Origin of the sequence: Roseomonas nitratireducens (assembly GCF_017813355.1) — a bacterium.
In the GTDB taxonomy this organism is placed as follows: Bacteria; Pseudomonadota; Alphaproteobacteria; order Acetobacterales; family Acetobacteraceae; genus Neoroseomonas; species Neoroseomonas nitratireducens.
The window spans coordinates 108,397-125,109 of sequence record NZ_JAGIYZ010000011.1; the positions used below are offsets into that span (position 1 = coordinate 108,397).

Below are 16,713 nucleotides of genomic sequence, written 5' to 3' on the forward strand. Positions count from 1 at the left end.
TGACTTAGCGGGCGTTAATATTTCTTCAGAGAATACTTTCGATATTCAATATTTCTTTTAAAGAATGAATTCACTATTGAATCTGGACCCATTGAATGCTGGCGATCGCGCGCGGCGGGGATTTCGGTTCAGTCGAGCCGGGCGAGCACCCCGAGCGCAGGCACCCGCGCCGGCGCCGCGCCCGCCGCCCGCAGCGCGCCCCACAGCGCCACCGCGACGGAATCGAGCACCGGCACCGCGGTGACCTCGGCGGCGGCACGCAGGCCGCGGAAATTCGTGCAGTGGATCGCGATCGCGTCGCAGCCTTCCGCCGCGACCTCCGCCGTCAGGCGCGCGACGAGGTCGTCCGGATGCTCGGCGAAGGAGTAGTTGCCCGGATCCTCGAGGTGCCGCTCGGGCCCCGGCTCGTAGCCCGCCGCGGCGAGGTTCGCGAGGATCGCCGCCTGCACGCTGCCGAGATAGGGCGTCACCAGCCCTATGCGCCTGGCGGCGAGCGCGCGCAGAGCGTCATGCAGCGCGAGCGTCGCGGTCGTGGCCGGGATGCCCGTGGCGTCCGTGATGGCGGCGCAGAGCGCGCGGTCGGCCTCGAGCCCGAGCCAGGAGCCCGAGGTGCCGTTCCAGCAGATCGCGTGCACCTTGGCGTCGGCCAGCATCCCGGCCGCGGCGAGCATGGGGGCCGCGTCGAACTGGCCGGTCGATCCGCCATCGAGCGTGATGGACAGCACGCGCAGGCGCTGGAAATGCGCGGTGATGTCCGGCGTGCCGGCGAGCAGCGCAGCGGTCGCCGGTTCCAGCACGGTGTTCGACGACGGCGTCAGCATGCCGAGCCGAACGCCCGGCGGGCTCATCCCCCCGTCGCGAGCCTCGGATCGTTCTGCCCGCGCGTTGCCCATCCCGTCGTCCGCTCCTCGATCGTCACCGCAACCCAGTACATCGCGACACCCATCACGCCGGTGACGATGAGCCCGGCAAACACCAGCGGCACGTCGAAGCGGGAGGAGGCGACGAGCATCAGATGCCCGATTCCCTCGTTGGCCGCCACCGTCTCGCTGATGATCGAGCCCACGAAGGCGACGGTGATCGCGACCTTCAGGGAGGCGAAGAAATACGGCATGGCCCGCGGCAGGCCGACCTTCGTGATGATGTCCCGCGGCTTCGCACCCAGCGCGCGCAGCACGTCGCGCAATTCCGGTTCCACCGTCGCGATGCCGGTCGCGACATTCACCACGATCGGGAAGAAGGAGATCAGGAAGGCGGTCAGCACCGCGGGCCAGAAGCCGGCGCCGAACCAAATCACCAGGATCGGCACCACCGCGACCTTGGGCACCGAGTTGAAGGCGATCAGCAGCGGATACAGGCCGCGATAGACCAGCACCGAGGACCCGATCGCGACGCCGAGCGCGAGGCCGAAGACCACCGCCATCAGGAAGCCGATCACCGTCGTGACCAGCGTCGCCCAGGCGTTGGTCAGCAGCGGCTGCCACCACTTGCCCATGCTCTCGGCGATCAGCGTCGGCGCGGGCAGGATGAAGGGCTGGATCGACAGCGCGCGGACCAGGATCTCCCACGCGACGAACATGCCGGCGATGACGAGCCAGGGCAGGGCGCGTTCCAGCCGGCGGCGCCGGCGGGCGGCTTCGACCAGCGCCTCGGCGCTGCGCGGGGCGTCAGCGGGCATCTTCGGCGGCCTCCGCCTTCCGCGCGTCGGATATGCGGTCGCGCAATTCGTGGACGATCGCCTGGAACTCGGCCTGGTAGGTCAGGTCGAGGCTGCGGCGGCGGGGATAGGGCACGGTGCGTTCCGCGATGATGCGCCCGGGCCGGGAGGACATGATCAGCACCCGGTCCGACAGGTAGACCGCTTCCTTGAGGTCGTGGGTGACAAGGATGACGGTCGGCTTGCGCGCGATCCAGACATCCTGGAGCACGTCCCACAGATCCTCCCGCGTGAAGACGTCGAGCGCGCCGAAGGGCTCGTCCAGCATCAGCAGGCGCGGGTCGTGGATCAGCGCGCGGCAGAGCGAGGCGCGCTGCTGCATCCCGCCCGAGAGCTGCCAGGGGAATTTCGCCTCGAACCCCGCGAGCCCCACCAGCTTGAGCAGGTCGCGCGCCTTGCGCTCGTACATGCCGCGCTGGGCGCGCAACTGCTTGCGGTGCGGCTGCACCACCTCGAGCGGCAGCATCACGTTGTCGAGGATGTTCCGCCAGGGCAGCAGCGTGGGGTTCTGGAAGGCCATGCCGGCGATCGACAGCGGGCCCGCGACTTCCTGCCCGCCGACGATGACCGTGCCTTCCGTCGGCGGCCACAGGCCGGTGACCAGGCGCATGAGGGTGGATTTGCCGCAGCCCGAGGGGCCGACGACGGCGACGAACTCGCCCTCCCCGACATCGAGGCTGGCTTCGCGAAGGGCGAGCGTGCCCTCCACGCCGCCATAGCGCATGGCGACGTTGTCGATCTGGACGAAGGGGCGGGCGGCGAGGGTCATGGGGTGTGTCCTGGCACGTGGCGTGCCGGAAGGCCGGGGGGAGAAGGGAACTTCTCCCCCCGGACCCCCCTCAACCTTCTTTGGAACCAGAAAGACAAAGAAGGGAGGGGGTGCGGGGGAGGTTCTCCTCCGCGGCCCTTCAGATCGCGCGATCGGCGGCCGGCGGCAGGAAGTCCGGCGTGTAGATCTGCGCCGCCTGCAGTCGCGGCTGGAGGTTGTAGGCCTCCTCCACCGCCCGGATGCCCGTCTGCAGCCGCGCCATGTCGACGCTGGACAGGCCGTTGGCGCGCACATGGTCGCTCATGATCACGCGCTCGAGGTTCAGCTGGTGCCGCTCGCGTTCCAGCGCGACGTCGGTCAGCGGCTCGATGCGCCGCAGCGTGTCGATCATCTCCTGCCCGTTGCGCACCGTCTCGCGGAAGCCCTTCATCAGGGCCGCGGTCGCGCCCCGGACGATGGCCGGGTTGCGCTCGATGAAGGCGCGGGTGGTCAGCAGCGCGCCGCCATACAGGTTCAGCCCGTGGTCGTAGTACATCATCACCCGCTGCGCCGGGTGATCCAGCCCGATGCCCTTCAGCGCCAGGGCCGAGGTGGTGACGAAGCCCGTCACGCCATCGGCCTCGCGGCGGACCAGCATCGGCTCCCGCAGCGCGGGCGTGACCGAGATGAAGTTCACGCGGCTCGCATCGATGCCGGCGGCCTTTGCGAAGGCGGGGAACAGTTGGCGCCCGGCGTCGAAATCGGGTGCGGCGAGCCGCTTGCCTTCCAGGTCCCTGGGCGTGCGGATCGGCCCGTCGGCGCGGACGATGGCGCAGAGCGGGCTGCGGTCGTGCAGCACGGCGACGGCGACGATGCCGCGGTCCGGGTTTTCCGCCATGAAGCGGATGGCCGGGTTCAGGTCGGCATAGCCCATGTCGTAGGAGCCGCCGGCGAGCGCCACCGGCACGCCGCCCGAGCCCTGGCCGCGGTCGATCGTCACCTCGATGCCGGCTTCGCGGAAATAGCCCTTCTCGCGCGCGAGCAGGGCGAAGGCGTTGGGCGACTGGAAGGCCCAGTCGAGGGTCATGCGCAGCCTCTGCGCCTGGGCGCGCGCCACATGGGGCGCGGCGAGCAGCCCGCCCGCCGCGAGGAGGGCGGTGCGCCGCGTGAAGCCTGGGACCATCGGTTCTGTCTCCCTGAACGCCTGTTGGCGGCATTCTCTGCGGCAAGGAGACGGTCCAGGGCAAGGGCGCGGCGGACCGAAGATCGGGCCGGCCCCGCGATTCTGCCCAGGAGATATGCGCCCATGCCCTGATTCAGGGCGGAACCATGAAGGCGGAGGCGGCGCAGGCGCGGCCGAGCAGGGAGCGCATCGCCGGGTTCTCATGCCCCTCATGCGCCGTCAGCGCCTCCATGGGGCAGAAATACTCATGCGGGTGCGGCACCTGGTGGCGGGCGAAGCCGTCATACTGGTCCCTCTGCAGGCCATAGAGCACGCGCAGGTCCCGCACCGGCAGGGTAAGGCCCGCGCCAGGCGCGGCCGACAGGAAGGGGATGATCGCCCAGCGCGGGGTGGTGTCGTTGGCCTGCAGCGGCGCGAGCAGCCAGGGCAGCGGGCAATGGGCGAGCAGCGCGACGGTGGAGGGCGCGAAGCGCGACCGCTTGTCGAGCAGGTTCTGGTAGGTCGAGCAGGCCTCGATGCAGAGGATGTCGGCATAGGGGTCCTCCGCCGTGCCGCCGAAATGCAGCCAGAGCCCGTCGGGGATGGTGCGCATGCGGTCGGAGCCCGGGATCTTGAGGTAGGGCTGGGCGACGGGTTCGCCCTCGCTCGGCCGGCCGCGCATCCAGGCCCCCTCGGCGCCGAGCGCCGCGGTGCCCGGCGGCCGCTGCGGCCAGGTCCTGAGCCGGTCGCGGATGACGTTGTCGAGGCGCTTGGGGTGTCGCGCCGACGGGCCGGTGGCACTCATGGTGGGAGACCGTCGTCCTTCTCAACCTATGCGCGAATATCTCCATCTGACACGGGCGCGTGACAAGTGGAATCGACATCGGAATGATGCGTGGCGGCCAAATTCACGGAAGAAAAACGCGAGTCGCCACGGCGCGCTCCGCGCCGGACCTCATCTTCCGCATGAGGTCGGCGGGCTAAGGGATTCCGCGGATTCGCCGTGCCGCCGAAGCCCCGGCTACTCCTTGCCGGTGGCCTTGGTGCTGGCCGCGATGCGGTCGGTGATGGCGAGCACCAGCGCGCCGACCAGGAACACCGCATGCAGCCCGAGCGCCCAGGCGAGCGTCCGGTCCGAGTAGCCATCCCCGCGCATGAACATCTGCAGCAGCTGGATCGAGGAGATCGCGACGATCGACCCCGCCAGCTTCACCTTGAGGTTCCCCGGGTCGAGCTTGCGGATCCAGGACATCCCCTCCGCCTTGGTCCCTTCCCCGAAGGGCTGCACCAGGCTGTCCCAGGAGGCGAGGATGACCATCACCACCAGCGCCGCGACCAGCGTCCAGTCGAGCAGGTGCAGCAGGTCGAGCAGCGCCTGGTCCTCGGGCGCGCTGAACACCGTGGTGCCGAACTTCCACAGCTTCGTCAGGTAGCGCAGGGCGAAAAGCCCGAGCGCCACCGTCAGCCCGATCAGGAAGATCGCGGCGAGCCACCGGCTGGCCAGAATGAGGTTGGCGAGAATCGGCCGCATGGGATGAACCTCCGTGCGCGCATATGGCCGATCCGCGGCCAGGAAGGGAGTGACGTCATGCTGATTCGGCGGTTGGCGGAGGAAGGGCGCCTGTCCGGCGCGGTGGTCGCCGGCGGCTTCGTCTGGCTGGCGGGCCAGGTCGCGGACGACGCGACGCTCGACGCCGAGGGCCAGACCGCGGACATCCTGCGCCAGGTGGACGCGCTGCTGGCCGAAGCCGGGACCGACAAGCGCGCCCTGGTCTCCGTGACCGTGGTGCTGGCCGACATCCGCGACGCGCCGGGCATGAACCGCGCCTGGGATGCCTGGCTCGACCCCGCCCACAAGCCTGCGCGGATGACGATCGAGGCGCCGCTCGTCGATCCCGCCTGGAAGGTCGAGATCACCGGGGTGGCGCTGGCACCCGCCGCGTGAACCCTGCCGCGCCGCGCCGCCGCCTGCCGCAGGGCTGGCTGCGCTCGTTCGCCATGACGCTCGGCTTCGGGCTGCTGGTCGCGGGCGGGGTGGCGGACCAGGGGACGGTGTTCCCCTACCTCGTCATCGGCGTCGCGGCCCTCGGCCTGGGCACGCTCTACCTGCTGTTCCCGCACGGGCTGCATGTCGCCTTCGGGACCTCGGCGGGGCTCGCCGTCTATGCCTGCCTGTTTGCCGTGATGGGGCGCGCGGCCTTCCCCCTGGCGCCCGACCTTGCGCGCGCCGTCGCCTTCCTGCTGCCCGTCGTCACCTTCCTCGCCGCGGTGTGGTGGCGGCGGCGGTCGCTCCGGCTGGTGGCGGAACAGGAACATCCCTTCGACCTGGGGCACCTGCCGCGCATGGCGCGCTGGCTGATCCCGGTCTGGGCGGTGGGCGCCTTCTCGCTCGCCCTGCCGGTGAACCGCCTGCCGATGCTGGAGCAGGGGACGGCGATCATCGCGGCGATGGGTGTGATCGCGCTGGTGGTCGCCGCCTCGGTGCGCGGCGTCGTGCTGCTGCTGACCGACATGGCGCTGATCACCGAGGAACTGGCCGGGCGCGCCGCGCGCATCCTGGTGCCCATCGTCGCCTTCCTGGCGATGTACGCGATGCTGGTGGTGGTCTTCGCCTGCTTCTACCGCATCGCCCAGGGGCTCTCGCTGGAGCCGCTGTTCCACGGGCCGCAGGGGCCGGTGCCGCTGCCCTTCCCCGATGCGCTCTATTTCAGCCTGATCACCCAGGCGACGGTCGGCTATGGCGACCTCACCCCGCATGACGACGGCATCCGGCTGCTGGCATCGATCCAGGTGATCGCAGGCCAGGTGCTGCTGCTGTTCGGCTTCGCCGAGATCATGCGCACGCGGCGCGCGCTCGGCGCCGACCATGCCGCGCGGCGGCAGGCGGATTGAACTTCCCCGGCGTGCGCGGCGCGCCGGAATCGCGTATCCCGCGCGGCATCGCAAATCGGCCCCGGGCGCGGCGACATTCCGCCGCATTCCGGGACGACCATCAGGGCACTGGAAAGGATCGACCGCAGGATGGTGACCCCTGGCTTCTGGCGTGGCCGCCGCGTGCTGGTGACGGGGGGCGCGGGCTTCCTCGGCTCGAACCTCTGCCACGCGCTGGCCGGGCTCGGCGCGCGCGTCACGGCGCTCGACGCGATGATGCCCGATGGCGGCGCCTCGGCCCGCAACCTCGACGGCGCGGGCGTGCTGCTGGTGCGCGGGGACATCCGCGACACCGAGCTCCATTCCCTGTGCGAGGGCGTGGACGTGCTGTTCAACATGGCCGCCCAGACCTCCCACATGGGCGGGCAGAAGGACCCGGTCGCCGACATCGCCATCAACGCCGTCGCCCAGGTGCGGCTCATCGGCGTGATGCGGGAAGTCGCGCCCAGGGCGGCGGTGGTGCACGCCTCCACCCGCCAGTTCTACGGCCGCCCGCGCAGCCTGCCGGTCGATGAGCTTCATCCGGTCAATCCGCCCGACGCCAACGGCGTGTCGAAATGGGCGGGGGAACAGTACTGGCTGCTGGAACAGCGGGTGCACCACCGCCCCGTCGTCTCGCTGCGCCTGACCAATTGCTACGGGCCGCGGCTGCGCATCCGCGATGCGCGGCAGACCTTCCTCGGCATCTGGATCCGCCGCGTGCTGGAAGGCGAGCCCTTCGAGGTCTGGGGTGGCGCCCAGCTGCGCGACCTGACCTATGCCGACGACGTGACCGACGCCTTCCTGGTCGCCGCCGAGAAGGCGTCCGAACCGGCGCTCGCCGGCCAGGTCTTCAACATCGGCGGCAGCCCGCCCGTGTCGCTGACCGACCTCGCGCGGCGGCTGATCGCGGCCAATGGCGGGCAGGGGTCCTTCGAGACGAAGGAATTCCCCGCCGATCGCGCGCCGATCGATATCGGGTCCTACGCCGCCGACGACCGCGCCTTCCGAAACGCTTCAGGCTGGGCGCCGAAGGTCGACCTGGATGAGGGGCTCTCCCGCTCCCTCGCATGGTATCGTCCCCGCCTCGCCGACTATCTTTAAGGCCCTGCCCATGAACGCGCCCACCCTCGCCATGATCCCCCAGGCCGACCCCGGTGCCGGCTACCGCGCCCAGAAGGCCGAGATCGACGCCGCCGTCGCGCGCGCGCTCGACTCCGGCTGGTACATCCTCGGCAAGGAAGGCGCGGCCTTCGAGGCCGAGTTCGCCGCCTGGCTGGGTGCGGGACAGCACGCGGTCGGCTGCGCCAACGGCACCGACGCGCTCGCGCTGATCCTGCGCGGCCTCGGCATCGGGCCGGGCATGACGGTCGCGACCGTCTCCCACACCGCGGTCGCGACGGTCGCGGCGGTGGAGATGGTGGGGGCGACGCCGCTGCTGCTCGACATCGATCCCGACACCTACACCATGGACCCGGACGAGCTGCTGAGCGTGCTCGACCACCCGCCGCCGGGCCTGCCGCCGATCCGCGCCGTCATCGCCGTGCACATCTACGGCCAGGCCTGCGACCTGGGGCCGATGCTGGAAGCGACGCGCGCCCGCGGCATCCCGCTGATCGAGGATTGCGCCCAGTGCCACGGCGCCACGCTCGGCGGCCGTATGCTCGGCACCATCGGCACCGCCGCGGCCTTCTCGCTGTACCCGACGAAGAACCTCGGCGCGCTCGGCGATGGCGGCGTGCTCGCCACCGCCGACGCGGAACTTGCCGAACGCATCGCCGCCATCCGCCAGTACGGGTGGAAGGAGCGCTACATCAGCAGCATGGTCGGCGTGAATTCGCGCCTCGACGAGATCCAGGCCGCCATCCTGCGCGTGAAGCTCACGGCGCTCGACGCCGGCAACGCCCGCCGCCGCGCCATCGCCGCCGCCTATGACGCGGCGCTCGCCGGGTCCTCCATTGCGCCCCCGCACCGCCGCCCCGGGGCCGAGCACGTCTTTCACCAATACGTGCTGCGCACCGAAGACCGCGCGGCCATCCAGGCGCAGCTCAAGGCGCAGGGCGTGGGCACCGGCATCCACTACCCCGTGCCTGTCCACCTGCAATCCGCCTACCAGGACCGCACGCCGCTCGGCCCCGCCGGCTGCGCCGAAACCGCGAAGGCGGCGGGCGAGGTGCTGAGCCTGCCCATGTATCCGGAACTGACGGACGCGCAGGTGGAACGCATCTGCGCCGCGCTGCGCGACCTCGGCGCCTGACAGCGTCGCGCGGACCGCGCGCATGATAGCGTCGCGCGGACCGCGCGCATGACCGCGGCGCCGCTCACCCGCGTCACGGTGGTGACCGTGGCGCATGAAAGCGCCACGGCGCTGGCCGGCTTCCTCGCCGCGCTGCCGCCGGGGCTCGGCCTCGTGCTCGTGGACAATGCGAGCACCGATGGCGGTGCCGGGTTGGCGCGCGCCGCCGGGGCCGAGGTGATCCGCAGCGAGACGAATCGCGGCTTCGGCGCCGGCTGCAACCTTGGCCTCGATGCCGTCGCGACCGAATTCGCGCTGCTGGCGAATCCCGATGCGCGCCTGTCGGCCGAGGCCGTCGCCACGCTGGTCGCCGCGGCGGATGCCTTCCCCGATGCGGCGATCCTCGCCCCGATGATCCGCGACGGCGCGGGCGGGCTGGTGCGGTCCTGGGATACCGGCCAGGCGCGGCGGCGGCGGATGCAGCGTCGCCCCGCGGGCGAGCCCTGGCCGGAGGGACCGCTCTGCGCCGAGTTCCTGTCGGGCGCCTGCCTGCTGCTGCGCGGCTCCGCGCGGCTGCGCTTCGACGAGGCCTTCTTCCTGTACTTCGAGGATGACGACCTGTGCGCCGCGGCGCGCGCGGGTGGCCACGGCCTTGTGCTGCTGCCGGCAGCGGAGGTGCTGCACGAGGGCGGCCGGTCGAGCGCGCCCTCCGCGGCGATCGACCGGCTCAAGGCACGGCATATGGGCTGGTCGCGGCTGCACTTCCTCGCGAAGTGGGAAGGGGAGGCCGAGGCGCGCCGCGAAGGGCTGCGCCAGGCGCGACGGCTGCTCGGCAAGGCCGCCGGGCATGCGCTGACAGGACAGCGGGCGAAGCTGCGGCGTGATGTCGCGGCGCTGTCGGGCACCATCGCCTGGCTGCGCGGCCGCGGGCATGGCGGCCCGGCGACGGGGTGAGCGGCGACACGCGCACGTCGATCGCGCGTCGCGGGGGACGTGCACCCGGCGCGGATTGGTGAAAACCCCCGGCTGCCCCACTCGCCGATCCGTGCGCCGATTCCGTAAGGCAATGATTCCAACGCGTTGCGATTTTCGGCGCGCTGCCGGCCCGCATGGCACGGGCGATGCAGAACACCTCCTGCCCGGCATGAGGCTGGGCCTCAGGAGGAAGTCACATGCGAAACTCGTTCATCGCCACGCTTCTGGTCGGCGCATCCATCATCGCCCTGGCGCCGCACTCCGCCTCGGCCGCCAGCAGCACCGTCGCGGTCCTGCCCGTCGCCGGCCAGGAACTCGTGGTTCCGGCGCGCGAGGCGAGCGAAGGCCCGCGCCGCGAGGACCGGCGGCAGGACCGCCGCAACGACCGCCGCCAGGACCGCCGCACCAGCGCGCTCGAGACGCAGGACGCGCCCTTCGTGCTGGCGCGCGAGGCGAGCGAAGGCCCGCGTCGCGAGGACCGGCAGCAGGACCGCCGCAACGACCGCCGCCAGGACCGCCGCACGAGCGCGCTCGAGACGCAGGACGCGCCCTTCGTGCTGGCGCGCGAGGCGAGCGAAGGCCCGCGCCGCGAGGACCGGCGGCAGGACCGCCGCAACGACCGCCGCCAGGACCGCCGCACCAGCGCGCTCGAGACGCAGGACGCGCCCTTCGTGCTGGCGCGCGAGGCGAGCGAAGGCCCGTGTCGCGAGGACCGGCAGCAGGACCGCCGCAACGACCGCCGCCAGGACCGCCGCACGAGCGCGCTCGAGACGCAGGACGCGCCCTTCGTGCTGGCGCGCGAGGCGAGCGAAGGCCCGCGTCGCGAGGACCGGCAGCAGGACCGCCGCAACGACCGTCGCCAGGACCGCCGCACCAGCGCGCTTCCGACGCTCGGCGCGTGATGACCTCGCCGGGGGCCGCCGCCATGCGCACCACGCCGACGCGGCGGCGTTCGCCGATGGCGTGGCGAAGGTGGCGCGCGGCCCTCGGCATTCTCGCCGCTGCCTGCCCATGGGTCCTTGCGGGCCCGGGGCAGGCGGCTGCCGCGGAGTTCCGCTTCGACACGGTCCGCGACTATTCGGACGCGCGCGGGGGCGGCGCCGCCGCGGCGCGCTTCGGCGTCGGCGAGTCCGTCGACCTGGTGCTGGTCGGCGCCGCCACCCGCTTCGCCCTTCGCCTGCCGACCTACGCGCCATCCGCCCAGGACGCCTTCGGCCCGCCGGTCGCGGAGGATCGCGCGACGGCCGCGCCGCGCAGCCGGAGCGATGCGGCGCTCGGCGATGTCCGCCTCACGCTCGGACAAACCCTGGCCGAGACCGAGGATGGCGATCATGGCCTCGGCGTCTCGCTGCAGACGCGCCTTCCCTCGGCGACGGCGACGTCCCTCGGCAGCGGGCGGCTCGATCACCTGCTGCGCGTCGAGGCCTATACGAAGTTGGCCGAGGGCGTGACGATGGACGTCTCGCTCGGCCGCCGCTTCGCCGTCGCGTCCCGCCGTGCGGAGGCGGCGGAACGCTGGGTCGTGCAGGGAAGCCTCGCCTTCGCCATGGCGGATGGCTGGTCGGCGGGGCTCATGGTCGACGGGCAGGATCGCGACGCCACCAGGAACCGCGCGGTGGTGGACATCGGCGCCTTCGTCGAGCGCGAGGTCGCGCGCGACCTTTCCGTCGGCCTGGTCGCCTGGCAGGGCATGGGCCGTGGCGGCGACTTCGCGATCGGCGTGCGGCTGTCGCACCGCGCCAGCATCGCCCTGGAACGCGGGCCGCGCTGAAAGGCGGCCCGGGCGGCCGCCCCCCGTCCTCGCGACGCGGTTCTTCCTAGAGCAATATCCGACCGGCCGGAAACGGCTGATCGGATTTCTTGCTCCAGAAACCATCGATTCTGCAGCGCGAAATCCGATCACACTGATTCAGTGTGATCGGATGGTGCTTTAGGCCGCCGCGCGCCGCCCCCATGCGGCGTTCAGCAGCGGCGACCCCGCCGCCATTCGCTGCCGCGCCGCCGCGTATTCCGCCGCGAGCCGGTCGACCAGCGCCGCCGTCGGCACCACCGCGCCCACGCCGCCCACCGACTGCCCGGCGCCCCAGATGTCCTTCCACTTGCGCTTGCGGTCGGTGCCGAAATTCATCTGGGAGCCCTCGACGCCGGCGAGGTTGTCCGGGTCGAGCCCCGCATTGCGGAGCGAGGGCTTCAGGTAGTTGCCGTGCACGCCGGTGATGAGGTTCGTGTAGACGATGTCCTGCGCCGCGCTCTCGACGATCATGCGCTTGTAGTCCTCCACCGCGCGGGCTTCCGCCGTCGCGATGAAGGCGCTGCCCATATAGGCGAAGTCCGCGCCCATCGCCTCGGCCGCCAGGATCGACCGGCCATGCGCCATCGCACCCGACAGGGCGACGGGCCCGTCGAACCAGGCGCGGGTTTCCTGCAGCAGCGCGAAGGGGGATTGCGCCCCGGCATGCCCGCCCGCGCCCGCGGCGACCAGCACCAGCCCGTCCGCCCCCTTCTCGACCGCCTTGTGCGCGAAGGTCTGGTTGATCACGTCGTGGATGACGTAGCCGCCATAGGAATGGATCGCCTCGTTCACCTCCGGCCGCGCGCCGAGGCTCGTGATGATCAGCGGCACGCGGTGCTTCACGCAGAGCGCGAGGTCCTGGTCCAGCCGGTCGTTGGACCGGTGGACGATCAGGTTGATCGCGAAGGGCGCCGAAGGCCGGTCCGGATGCGCGGCATCGTGCGCCGCGAGCCGTTCCTTGATCTCGGCCAGCCATTCGTCGAGCTGCTCGACCGGCCGCGCGTTGAGGGACGGCATGGAGCCGATCACGCCCGAGGTGCATTGCGCGACGACGAGATCGGGCACCGAGATGATGAAGAGCGGCGAGCCGATCAGCGGCAGGCGCAGGCGCCCCTTCAGGCTTTCGAGCAGGCTCATGGACGTGCTTTCCCTCCGGTCGTGGGCGAAGCCTCGCCCTGCCGGGCGCGGCTGTCGAGGGCCGCTGCGTTGCGTTTCCGACTCGCTTTCCGCGTCTTCGCGGGTGCAGCATGACGGGATGGACGATGCCGCCGCCCCGCCCGACCTGCTCGCCCGCCTGCGCATCGCGCGGGAAGCCGCCGCCGCCGACCCCTTCGGCGACCCGGTCCTGCTCGTGGCGCTCGACATCAGCCGGGCGATGGATGAAGGGCGGGTCACGGCGGACGACCTGGCTACCCTGGTCGCGGGCCTGGCGCGCGACGCGGCCGCGGACCGGGCGGGCCGGCTCGCCGCCTATGCCAGGCTCGGCGACGACGCCGCGGCGCTGGCCGCGGTCGCCGCGCGGCTCGTGCGGCCGGATCCCGACGACAGCCCCATCCCCTTCGCCACGTATCGGGAGGCGGTGGAACGGCCGCGCTTCGCCGCCGTCTTCACCGCGCACCCCACCTTCTCCCTGCCGCCGGAGACAGGTGCGGCGCTCGCCGCGGCCGCCTGCGGCGCGCCGCTGCCCGAAGGGCTGGCCCATCGCCCGGCGCCGCCGACGCTGGAGGCGGAATTCGACCAGGCCGCCGCGGCCATCGCGCGCGGGCGGGATGCGCTCGATGCGCTCGCCGCCGCGCTGATCGAGGCGGGGCAGGCGGTCTGGGGGGACCGCGCCCTCGCGCTACAGCCGGCCCCTGTCATCATGTCCTCCTGGGTCGGCTACGACACGGATGGGCGCACCGATATCGGCTGGCAGGACACGCTGCGGCTGCGCCTGTGCATGAAGCGGCTGCAACTGGCGCGGCTGGCCGACCGGCTGGCGCCGCTGGGCGATTGCGCCGCGCCGATCGTGGACCGCGCCCGCGCCGCCGAGGCCGCCGTCGCCGCGCAGATCGAGGCCGCGCCGGTGAAGACGACGGCGGAATCGGTGCAGGCCTTCGCCCAGGCCATGCTCGGCGGCCAGGCGGCGGCGCTGACCACCCCCGCCGCGCTGCTCGACCTGTTCCCCGCCGCCATCGCCGCGGCCCCGGATGCGGCCGCGCGGCAGGCGCTGGCGGTGCAGCGGGCGGGACTCGCCGCGCATGGGCTGGCGCTGGCGCACACCCATGTCCGGCTGAACGCGACGCAGATCCACAATGCGCTGCGCCAGCGCCTGGGGCTCGCCGCGGCACCCGACGACCCGGCCGGGCGGCGCGGGCTGCTCGCCCAGGTGAACGCGGCGCTGGCCGAGGTCGCGCCCGTGCCGGTCGACTACGGCGCGCTGCTGGCGGAAAAGGCCTCCGCCGCGCGGCTGATGATGACCGTCGCGCAGATGCTCAAGCACATCGATGCGAGCCAGCCCGTCCGCTTCCTGATCGCCGAGACCGAGACAGGCTACACGCTGCTTGCCGCGCTGTGGCTGGCCAGGCGCCTGGGCATCGCTGAGCGGATCGAGATCTCGCCCCTGTTCGAGACGGCGGAGGCGCTGGAGCGCGGCGAGCGGGTGCTCGAGGAAGCGCTGCGCAGCCCGCATTTCCGCGACTACCTCCGCGCCCATGGCCGGCTCTGCCTGCAATTCGGCTATTCCGATTCCGGGCGCTATGTCGGGCAGCTCGCCGCCTCCTACCTCGCGGAACGGCTCAAGATCCGGCTTGCCGAGCAGATGCGCCGGCACGGGCTCGAGGGCATCGAGCTGGTGCTGTTCGACACGCATGGGGAAAGCATCGGCCGCGGCGGGCATCCGGGCAGCCTCGCCGACCGCTTCGCCTACCTCTCCCCGCCGCAGGCGCGGGCCGCGCTGGTCTCCTCGGGGCTGCGGCTGCGGGAAGAAGCGGCCTTCCAGGGCGGCGACGGCTACCTGCTGTTCGGCACCGACGCGCTGGCGCACGCGACCGTCGCGCGCATCGCCGAACACGCCTTCGCGCCCCCGCCCGCCGAGCCCGACCCGATCTACGCCGAGGCCGATTGGGGCGCGGATTTCTTCGCCACCGTCCGGCGGGAGGTCGCCGCCCTGGTCGAGGACCCGGGCTATGCCGCCATCCTCGGCGCCTTCGGCCCCGGGCTGCTCGACAAGACCGGCTCGCGGCCATCCGCGCGGCAGACCGACGGGCTGGGCGGCGCGCTGCGCATCACCCACCCCTCGCAGCTGCGCGCCATTCCGAACAACGCGATCCTGCACCAGCTGGGCTTCCTGGCGAATTCGCTGCATGGGCTCGGCGCGGCGGCGGCCGCGAGCCCGGACACCTTCGCCGACATGCGGGCGCGATCGCCGCGCTTCGCGCGCGCCATGGCGATGGCCGCGCGCGCGGCGGAATGCTCGGACCTCGGCGTGCTGCGCGCGGCGGTGGACATGCTGGACCCGTCGCCTTGGCTGGATCGCGCCGGCTTCACCAAGCGCCCCGGGCGGCGGGAAGCGCTGACCGCGGTGGCCGAGGCGCTGGAACGGCTCGGCATTTCGCCGCTGACGCGGCGGATGTTCCGCCGGCTGCAGGCGGACCACCAGAAGCTGCGTGCCGCCTGGCCGGACCTGCCGCGCATGCCGGACCGGATGGTGCTGGCGCATGCGGTGCGGCTGTGCCTGGTGCAGCGGCTCTGGCTGCTCGCGGTTGCCCTGCCCGAATTCAGCCCGCGCCACGGCGCCACGCGGGACAGCCTGATCGCGCGGCTGTTGCAGCTGGACGTGCCGCCGGCGCTCGACCTGCTGGCGGAGATTTTTCCGGCCTCGCCCGACCCTGCGACGGGGCTGGATTTCGGGGAAGCGGCCGGCCCGCGGGAGGGCGTCTCCTACGAAGCCGAGCACGCCGCCATCCTCGGCCCCATGGCGCGGATCTTCGCCCTGGTGCGCGAATGCTCGGCGGTGGTCTCGCATGAGGTCGGCGCCTTCGGCTGAAGCGCTTCGGCGCCGCTCGCCCCGGGGATGTGGCAGCCTCGGCGGCGATGACGACGCGCCTCGCCGCCTTCCTTGCGCTGCTGCTCCTCGCCATGCCGGCCCGGGGCGAGGAGCGCTGCCCGCGCCGGGCGAATGTCGATTGCGCGGGCGCGATGCGCGCGGTCGACGCGGCGATCGCCGCCGATCCCTGGCTTGCGATCCTCGATCAGGCGCGGGCCATGCGGCTCGAGGAACTCGGGCGCCTGCTGGATGCGGACAGCGCGGCCGCACTCCGGCGCCAGGATGCCACCTGGCGGCGCAGCCTGTCGCGCCACCTGTTCTTCCGCCCGGATGGCAGCCTGGACGAGACCGACCCGCGCGCCATGCTGCGCGGATCGATGGAGTTCTGGCTCATGCGGCTGATGCGCGTGCAGCACGAGCCGTCCTGGCGCATCGGCGGCGTCTGGTTCGGCGTGCAGGGGCAGGTGGCCGTGGCCGAGGCCGGCCGGGGGCGGCATCGCATCGAGGCCAACACGGCGGACGTGTTCCACGTCGCCTGGACCTGTGAGTACGAGGGGGAGGGGGAGAGCCACCGCGAGGATTGGCTTGAGACCGCGGATGGCGCGCTGGAATTGCGGCGCGTCGGCAGCAGCCTGCGCCTCCGTGTGATCGGGCCGGCGCCGGTCGATTACTGCGGCGCAGCCGGCAGCGTGGCCGGCGTCTATTTCCGCATCGGCGACGCGGACTGAGGCCCGCTCAGAAGGCCACGCAGGCGCTGCGATGGACCGTCAGCACGGATTGCTGGCGGAAGCGGCGCTTCCATTCCTCCTCGACCGGGCGGAGGCGGGCGCGCGCCGTGGCGGCGTCCTGGCCGGGCAGGATGAGGACCAGCACCTTGCTGTCTTCCTGCAGGATGCGCCCTTCGCGGCTGCGCCACTGGCCGCGCCCGTCGAGCGCGGTCAGCCCGTCCGGGAAGGCGGGGGTGACGGTATCGGCGAGGAAGGCGCGCCACTCGGCCTCGCTGACCGGCGCGCGGTCCCGCACATTCCGGCCGAAATAGGCCTCGGAGACGGTCGCCGCCTCGGTGCCCGGCGGGCAGGCGGGCGGCGGCGCGGCGCAGGCGGCGGCCAGGGCGGGCAGCAGCAGCGCGGCAAACCTCCGCGCCAT

17 protein-coding genes are annotated in these 16,713 nt (G+C 72.2%); 9 read left to right on the forward strand and 8 right to left on the reverse strand.

Annotated features, from left to right (window positions below; translation table 11 throughout):
• Nucleotides 1-128: 128 nt before the first annotated feature.
• The 6 genes from J5Y09_RS12755 to J5Y09_RS12780 form a co-directional block, all read right to left on the reverse strand.
• Nucleotides 129-848, reverse strand: a complete 720-nt coding sequence (locus J5Y09_RS12755) for a maleate cis-trans isomerase family protein (protein WP_209352172.1) — start codon at nucleotides 846-848, stop codon at nucleotides 129-131.
• Nucleotides 845-1,678, reverse strand: a complete 834-nt coding sequence (locus tag J5Y09_RS12760) for an ABC transporter permease (protein ID WP_209352173.1) — start codon at nucleotides 1,676-1,678, stop codon at nucleotides 845-847. The genes J5Y09_RS12755 and J5Y09_RS12760 overlap by 4 nt, the downstream gene beginning before the upstream one ends.
• Nucleotides 1,668-2,486 carry an ABC transporter ATP-binding protein gene (locus J5Y09_RS12765; protein ID WP_209352174.1) on the reverse strand — a complete coding sequence of 273 codons (819 nt, stop codon included), beginning with the start codon at nucleotides 2,484-2,486 and terminating at the stop codon, nucleotides 1,668-1,670. The genes J5Y09_RS12760 and J5Y09_RS12765 overlap by 11 nt, the downstream gene beginning before the upstream one ends.
• A 139-nt stretch (nucleotides 2,487-2,625) precedes the next feature.
• Nucleotides 2,626-3,648 (reverse strand): ABC transporter substrate-binding protein, encoded by a 1,023-nt coding sequence (locus tag J5Y09_RS12770; protein ID WP_209352175.1) that lies wholly within the window; start codon nucleotides 3,646-3,648, stop codon nucleotides 2,626-2,628.
• 133 nt (nucleotides 3,649-3,781) lie between these two features.
• Complete coding sequence (locus J5Y09_RS12775; protein ID WP_209352176.1) at nucleotides 3,782-4,432, reverse strand: hypothetical protein; 651 nt, start codon at nucleotides 4,430-4,432, stop codon at nucleotides 3,782-3,784.
• Between the two features lie 216 nt (nucleotides 4,433-4,648).
• Nucleotides 4,649-5,158 (reverse strand): YqhA family protein, encoded by a 510-nt coding sequence (locus J5Y09_RS12780; protein ID WP_209352177.1) that lies wholly within the window; start codon nucleotides 5,156-5,158, stop codon nucleotides 4,649-4,651.
• Between the two features lie 57 nt (nucleotides 5,159-5,215).
• Here J5Y09_RS12780 and J5Y09_RS12785 point away from each other — a divergent pair, with 57 nt between their 5' ends.
• The 7 genes from J5Y09_RS12785 (at nucleotide 5,216) to J5Y09_RS12815 (ending at nucleotide 11,519) form a co-directional block, all read left to right on the forward strand.
• On the forward strand, nucleotides 5,216-5,572 hold the full coding sequence (locus tag J5Y09_RS12785; RefSeq protein WP_209352178.1) for a RidA family protein: 357 nt from the start codon (nucleotides 5,216-5,218) through the stop codon (nucleotides 5,570-5,572).
• Nucleotides 5,569-6,519 carry an ion channel gene (locus J5Y09_RS24765; protein ID WP_209352179.1) on the forward strand — a complete coding sequence of 317 codons (951 nt, stop codon included), beginning with the start codon at nucleotides 5,569-5,571 and terminating at the stop codon, nucleotides 6,517-6,519. The genes J5Y09_RS12785 and J5Y09_RS24765 overlap by 4 nt, the downstream gene beginning before the upstream one ends.
• Nucleotides 6,520-6,648: 129 nt before the next feature.
• Nucleotides 6,649-7,641 (forward strand): NAD-dependent epimerase/dehydratase family protein, encoded by a 993-nt coding sequence (locus J5Y09_RS12795; RefSeq protein WP_209352180.1) that lies wholly within the window; start codon nucleotides 6,649-6,651, stop codon nucleotides 7,639-7,641.
• Nucleotides 7,642-7,651: 10 nt separating this feature from the next.
• Nucleotides 7,652-8,794 carry a DegT/DnrJ/EryC1/StrS family aminotransferase gene (locus J5Y09_RS12800; RefSeq protein ID WP_209352181.1) on the forward strand — a complete coding sequence of 381 codons (1,143 nt, stop codon included), beginning with the start codon at nucleotides 7,652-7,654 and terminating at the stop codon, nucleotides 8,792-8,794.
• A 48-nt stretch (nucleotides 8,795-8,842) separates the two neighbouring features.
• Nucleotides 8,843-9,727: a glycosyltransferase family 2 protein gene (locus tag J5Y09_RS12805; protein ID WP_209352182.1), complete on the forward strand. Its 885-nt coding sequence runs from the start codon at nucleotides 8,843-8,845 to the stop codon at nucleotides 9,725-9,727.
• A 218-nt stretch (nucleotides 9,728-9,945) separates the two neighbouring features.
• The gene (locus J5Y09_RS12810) at nucleotides 9,946-10,650 is read left to right on the forward strand and encodes a hypothetical protein (RefSeq protein WP_209352183.1); all 705 of its coding nucleotides are present in this window, start codon (nucleotides 9,946-9,948) and stop codon (nucleotides 10,648-10,650) included.
• The gene (locus tag J5Y09_RS12815; RefSeq protein ID WP_209352184.1) at nucleotides 10,650-11,519 is read left to right on the forward strand and encodes a hypothetical protein; all 870 of its coding nucleotides are present in this window, start codon (nucleotides 10,650-10,652) and stop codon (nucleotides 11,517-11,519) included. The genes J5Y09_RS12810 and J5Y09_RS12815 overlap by 1 nt, the downstream gene beginning before the upstream one ends.
• Before the next feature lie 159 nt (nucleotides 11,520-11,678).
• On the opposite strand, the gene J5Y09_RS12820 is transcribed toward J5Y09_RS12815, so the two are convergent.
• Nucleotides 11,679-12,677, reverse strand: a complete 999-nt coding sequence (locus J5Y09_RS12820; protein ID WP_209352185.1) for an NAD(P)H-dependent flavin oxidoreductase — start codon at nucleotides 12,675-12,677, stop codon at nucleotides 11,679-11,681.
• Between the two features lie 118 nt (nucleotides 12,678-12,795).
• Between J5Y09_RS12820 and J5Y09_RS12825 the strand changes: the two genes are divergently transcribed.
• Nucleotides 12,796-15,567, forward strand: a complete 2,772-nt coding sequence (locus J5Y09_RS12825; protein WP_209352186.1) for a phosphoenolpyruvate carboxylase — start codon at nucleotides 12,796-12,798, stop codon at nucleotides 15,565-15,567.
• Between the two features lie 47 nt (nucleotides 15,568-15,614).
• Nucleotides 15,615-16,295, forward strand: coding sequence for a hypothetical protein (locus tag J5Y09_RS12830; protein WP_209352187.1), 681 nt, complete (start codon nucleotides 15,615-15,617; stop codon nucleotides 16,293-16,295).
• 7 nt (nucleotides 16,296-16,302) lie between these two features.
• Here J5Y09_RS12830 and J5Y09_RS12835 read toward each other — a convergent pair whose 3' ends face one another.
• Nucleotides 16,303-16,713 (reverse strand): DUF3574 domain-containing protein, encoded by a 411-nt coding sequence (locus tag J5Y09_RS12835; protein ID WP_209352188.1) that lies wholly within the window; start codon nucleotides 16,711-16,713, stop codon nucleotides 16,303-16,305.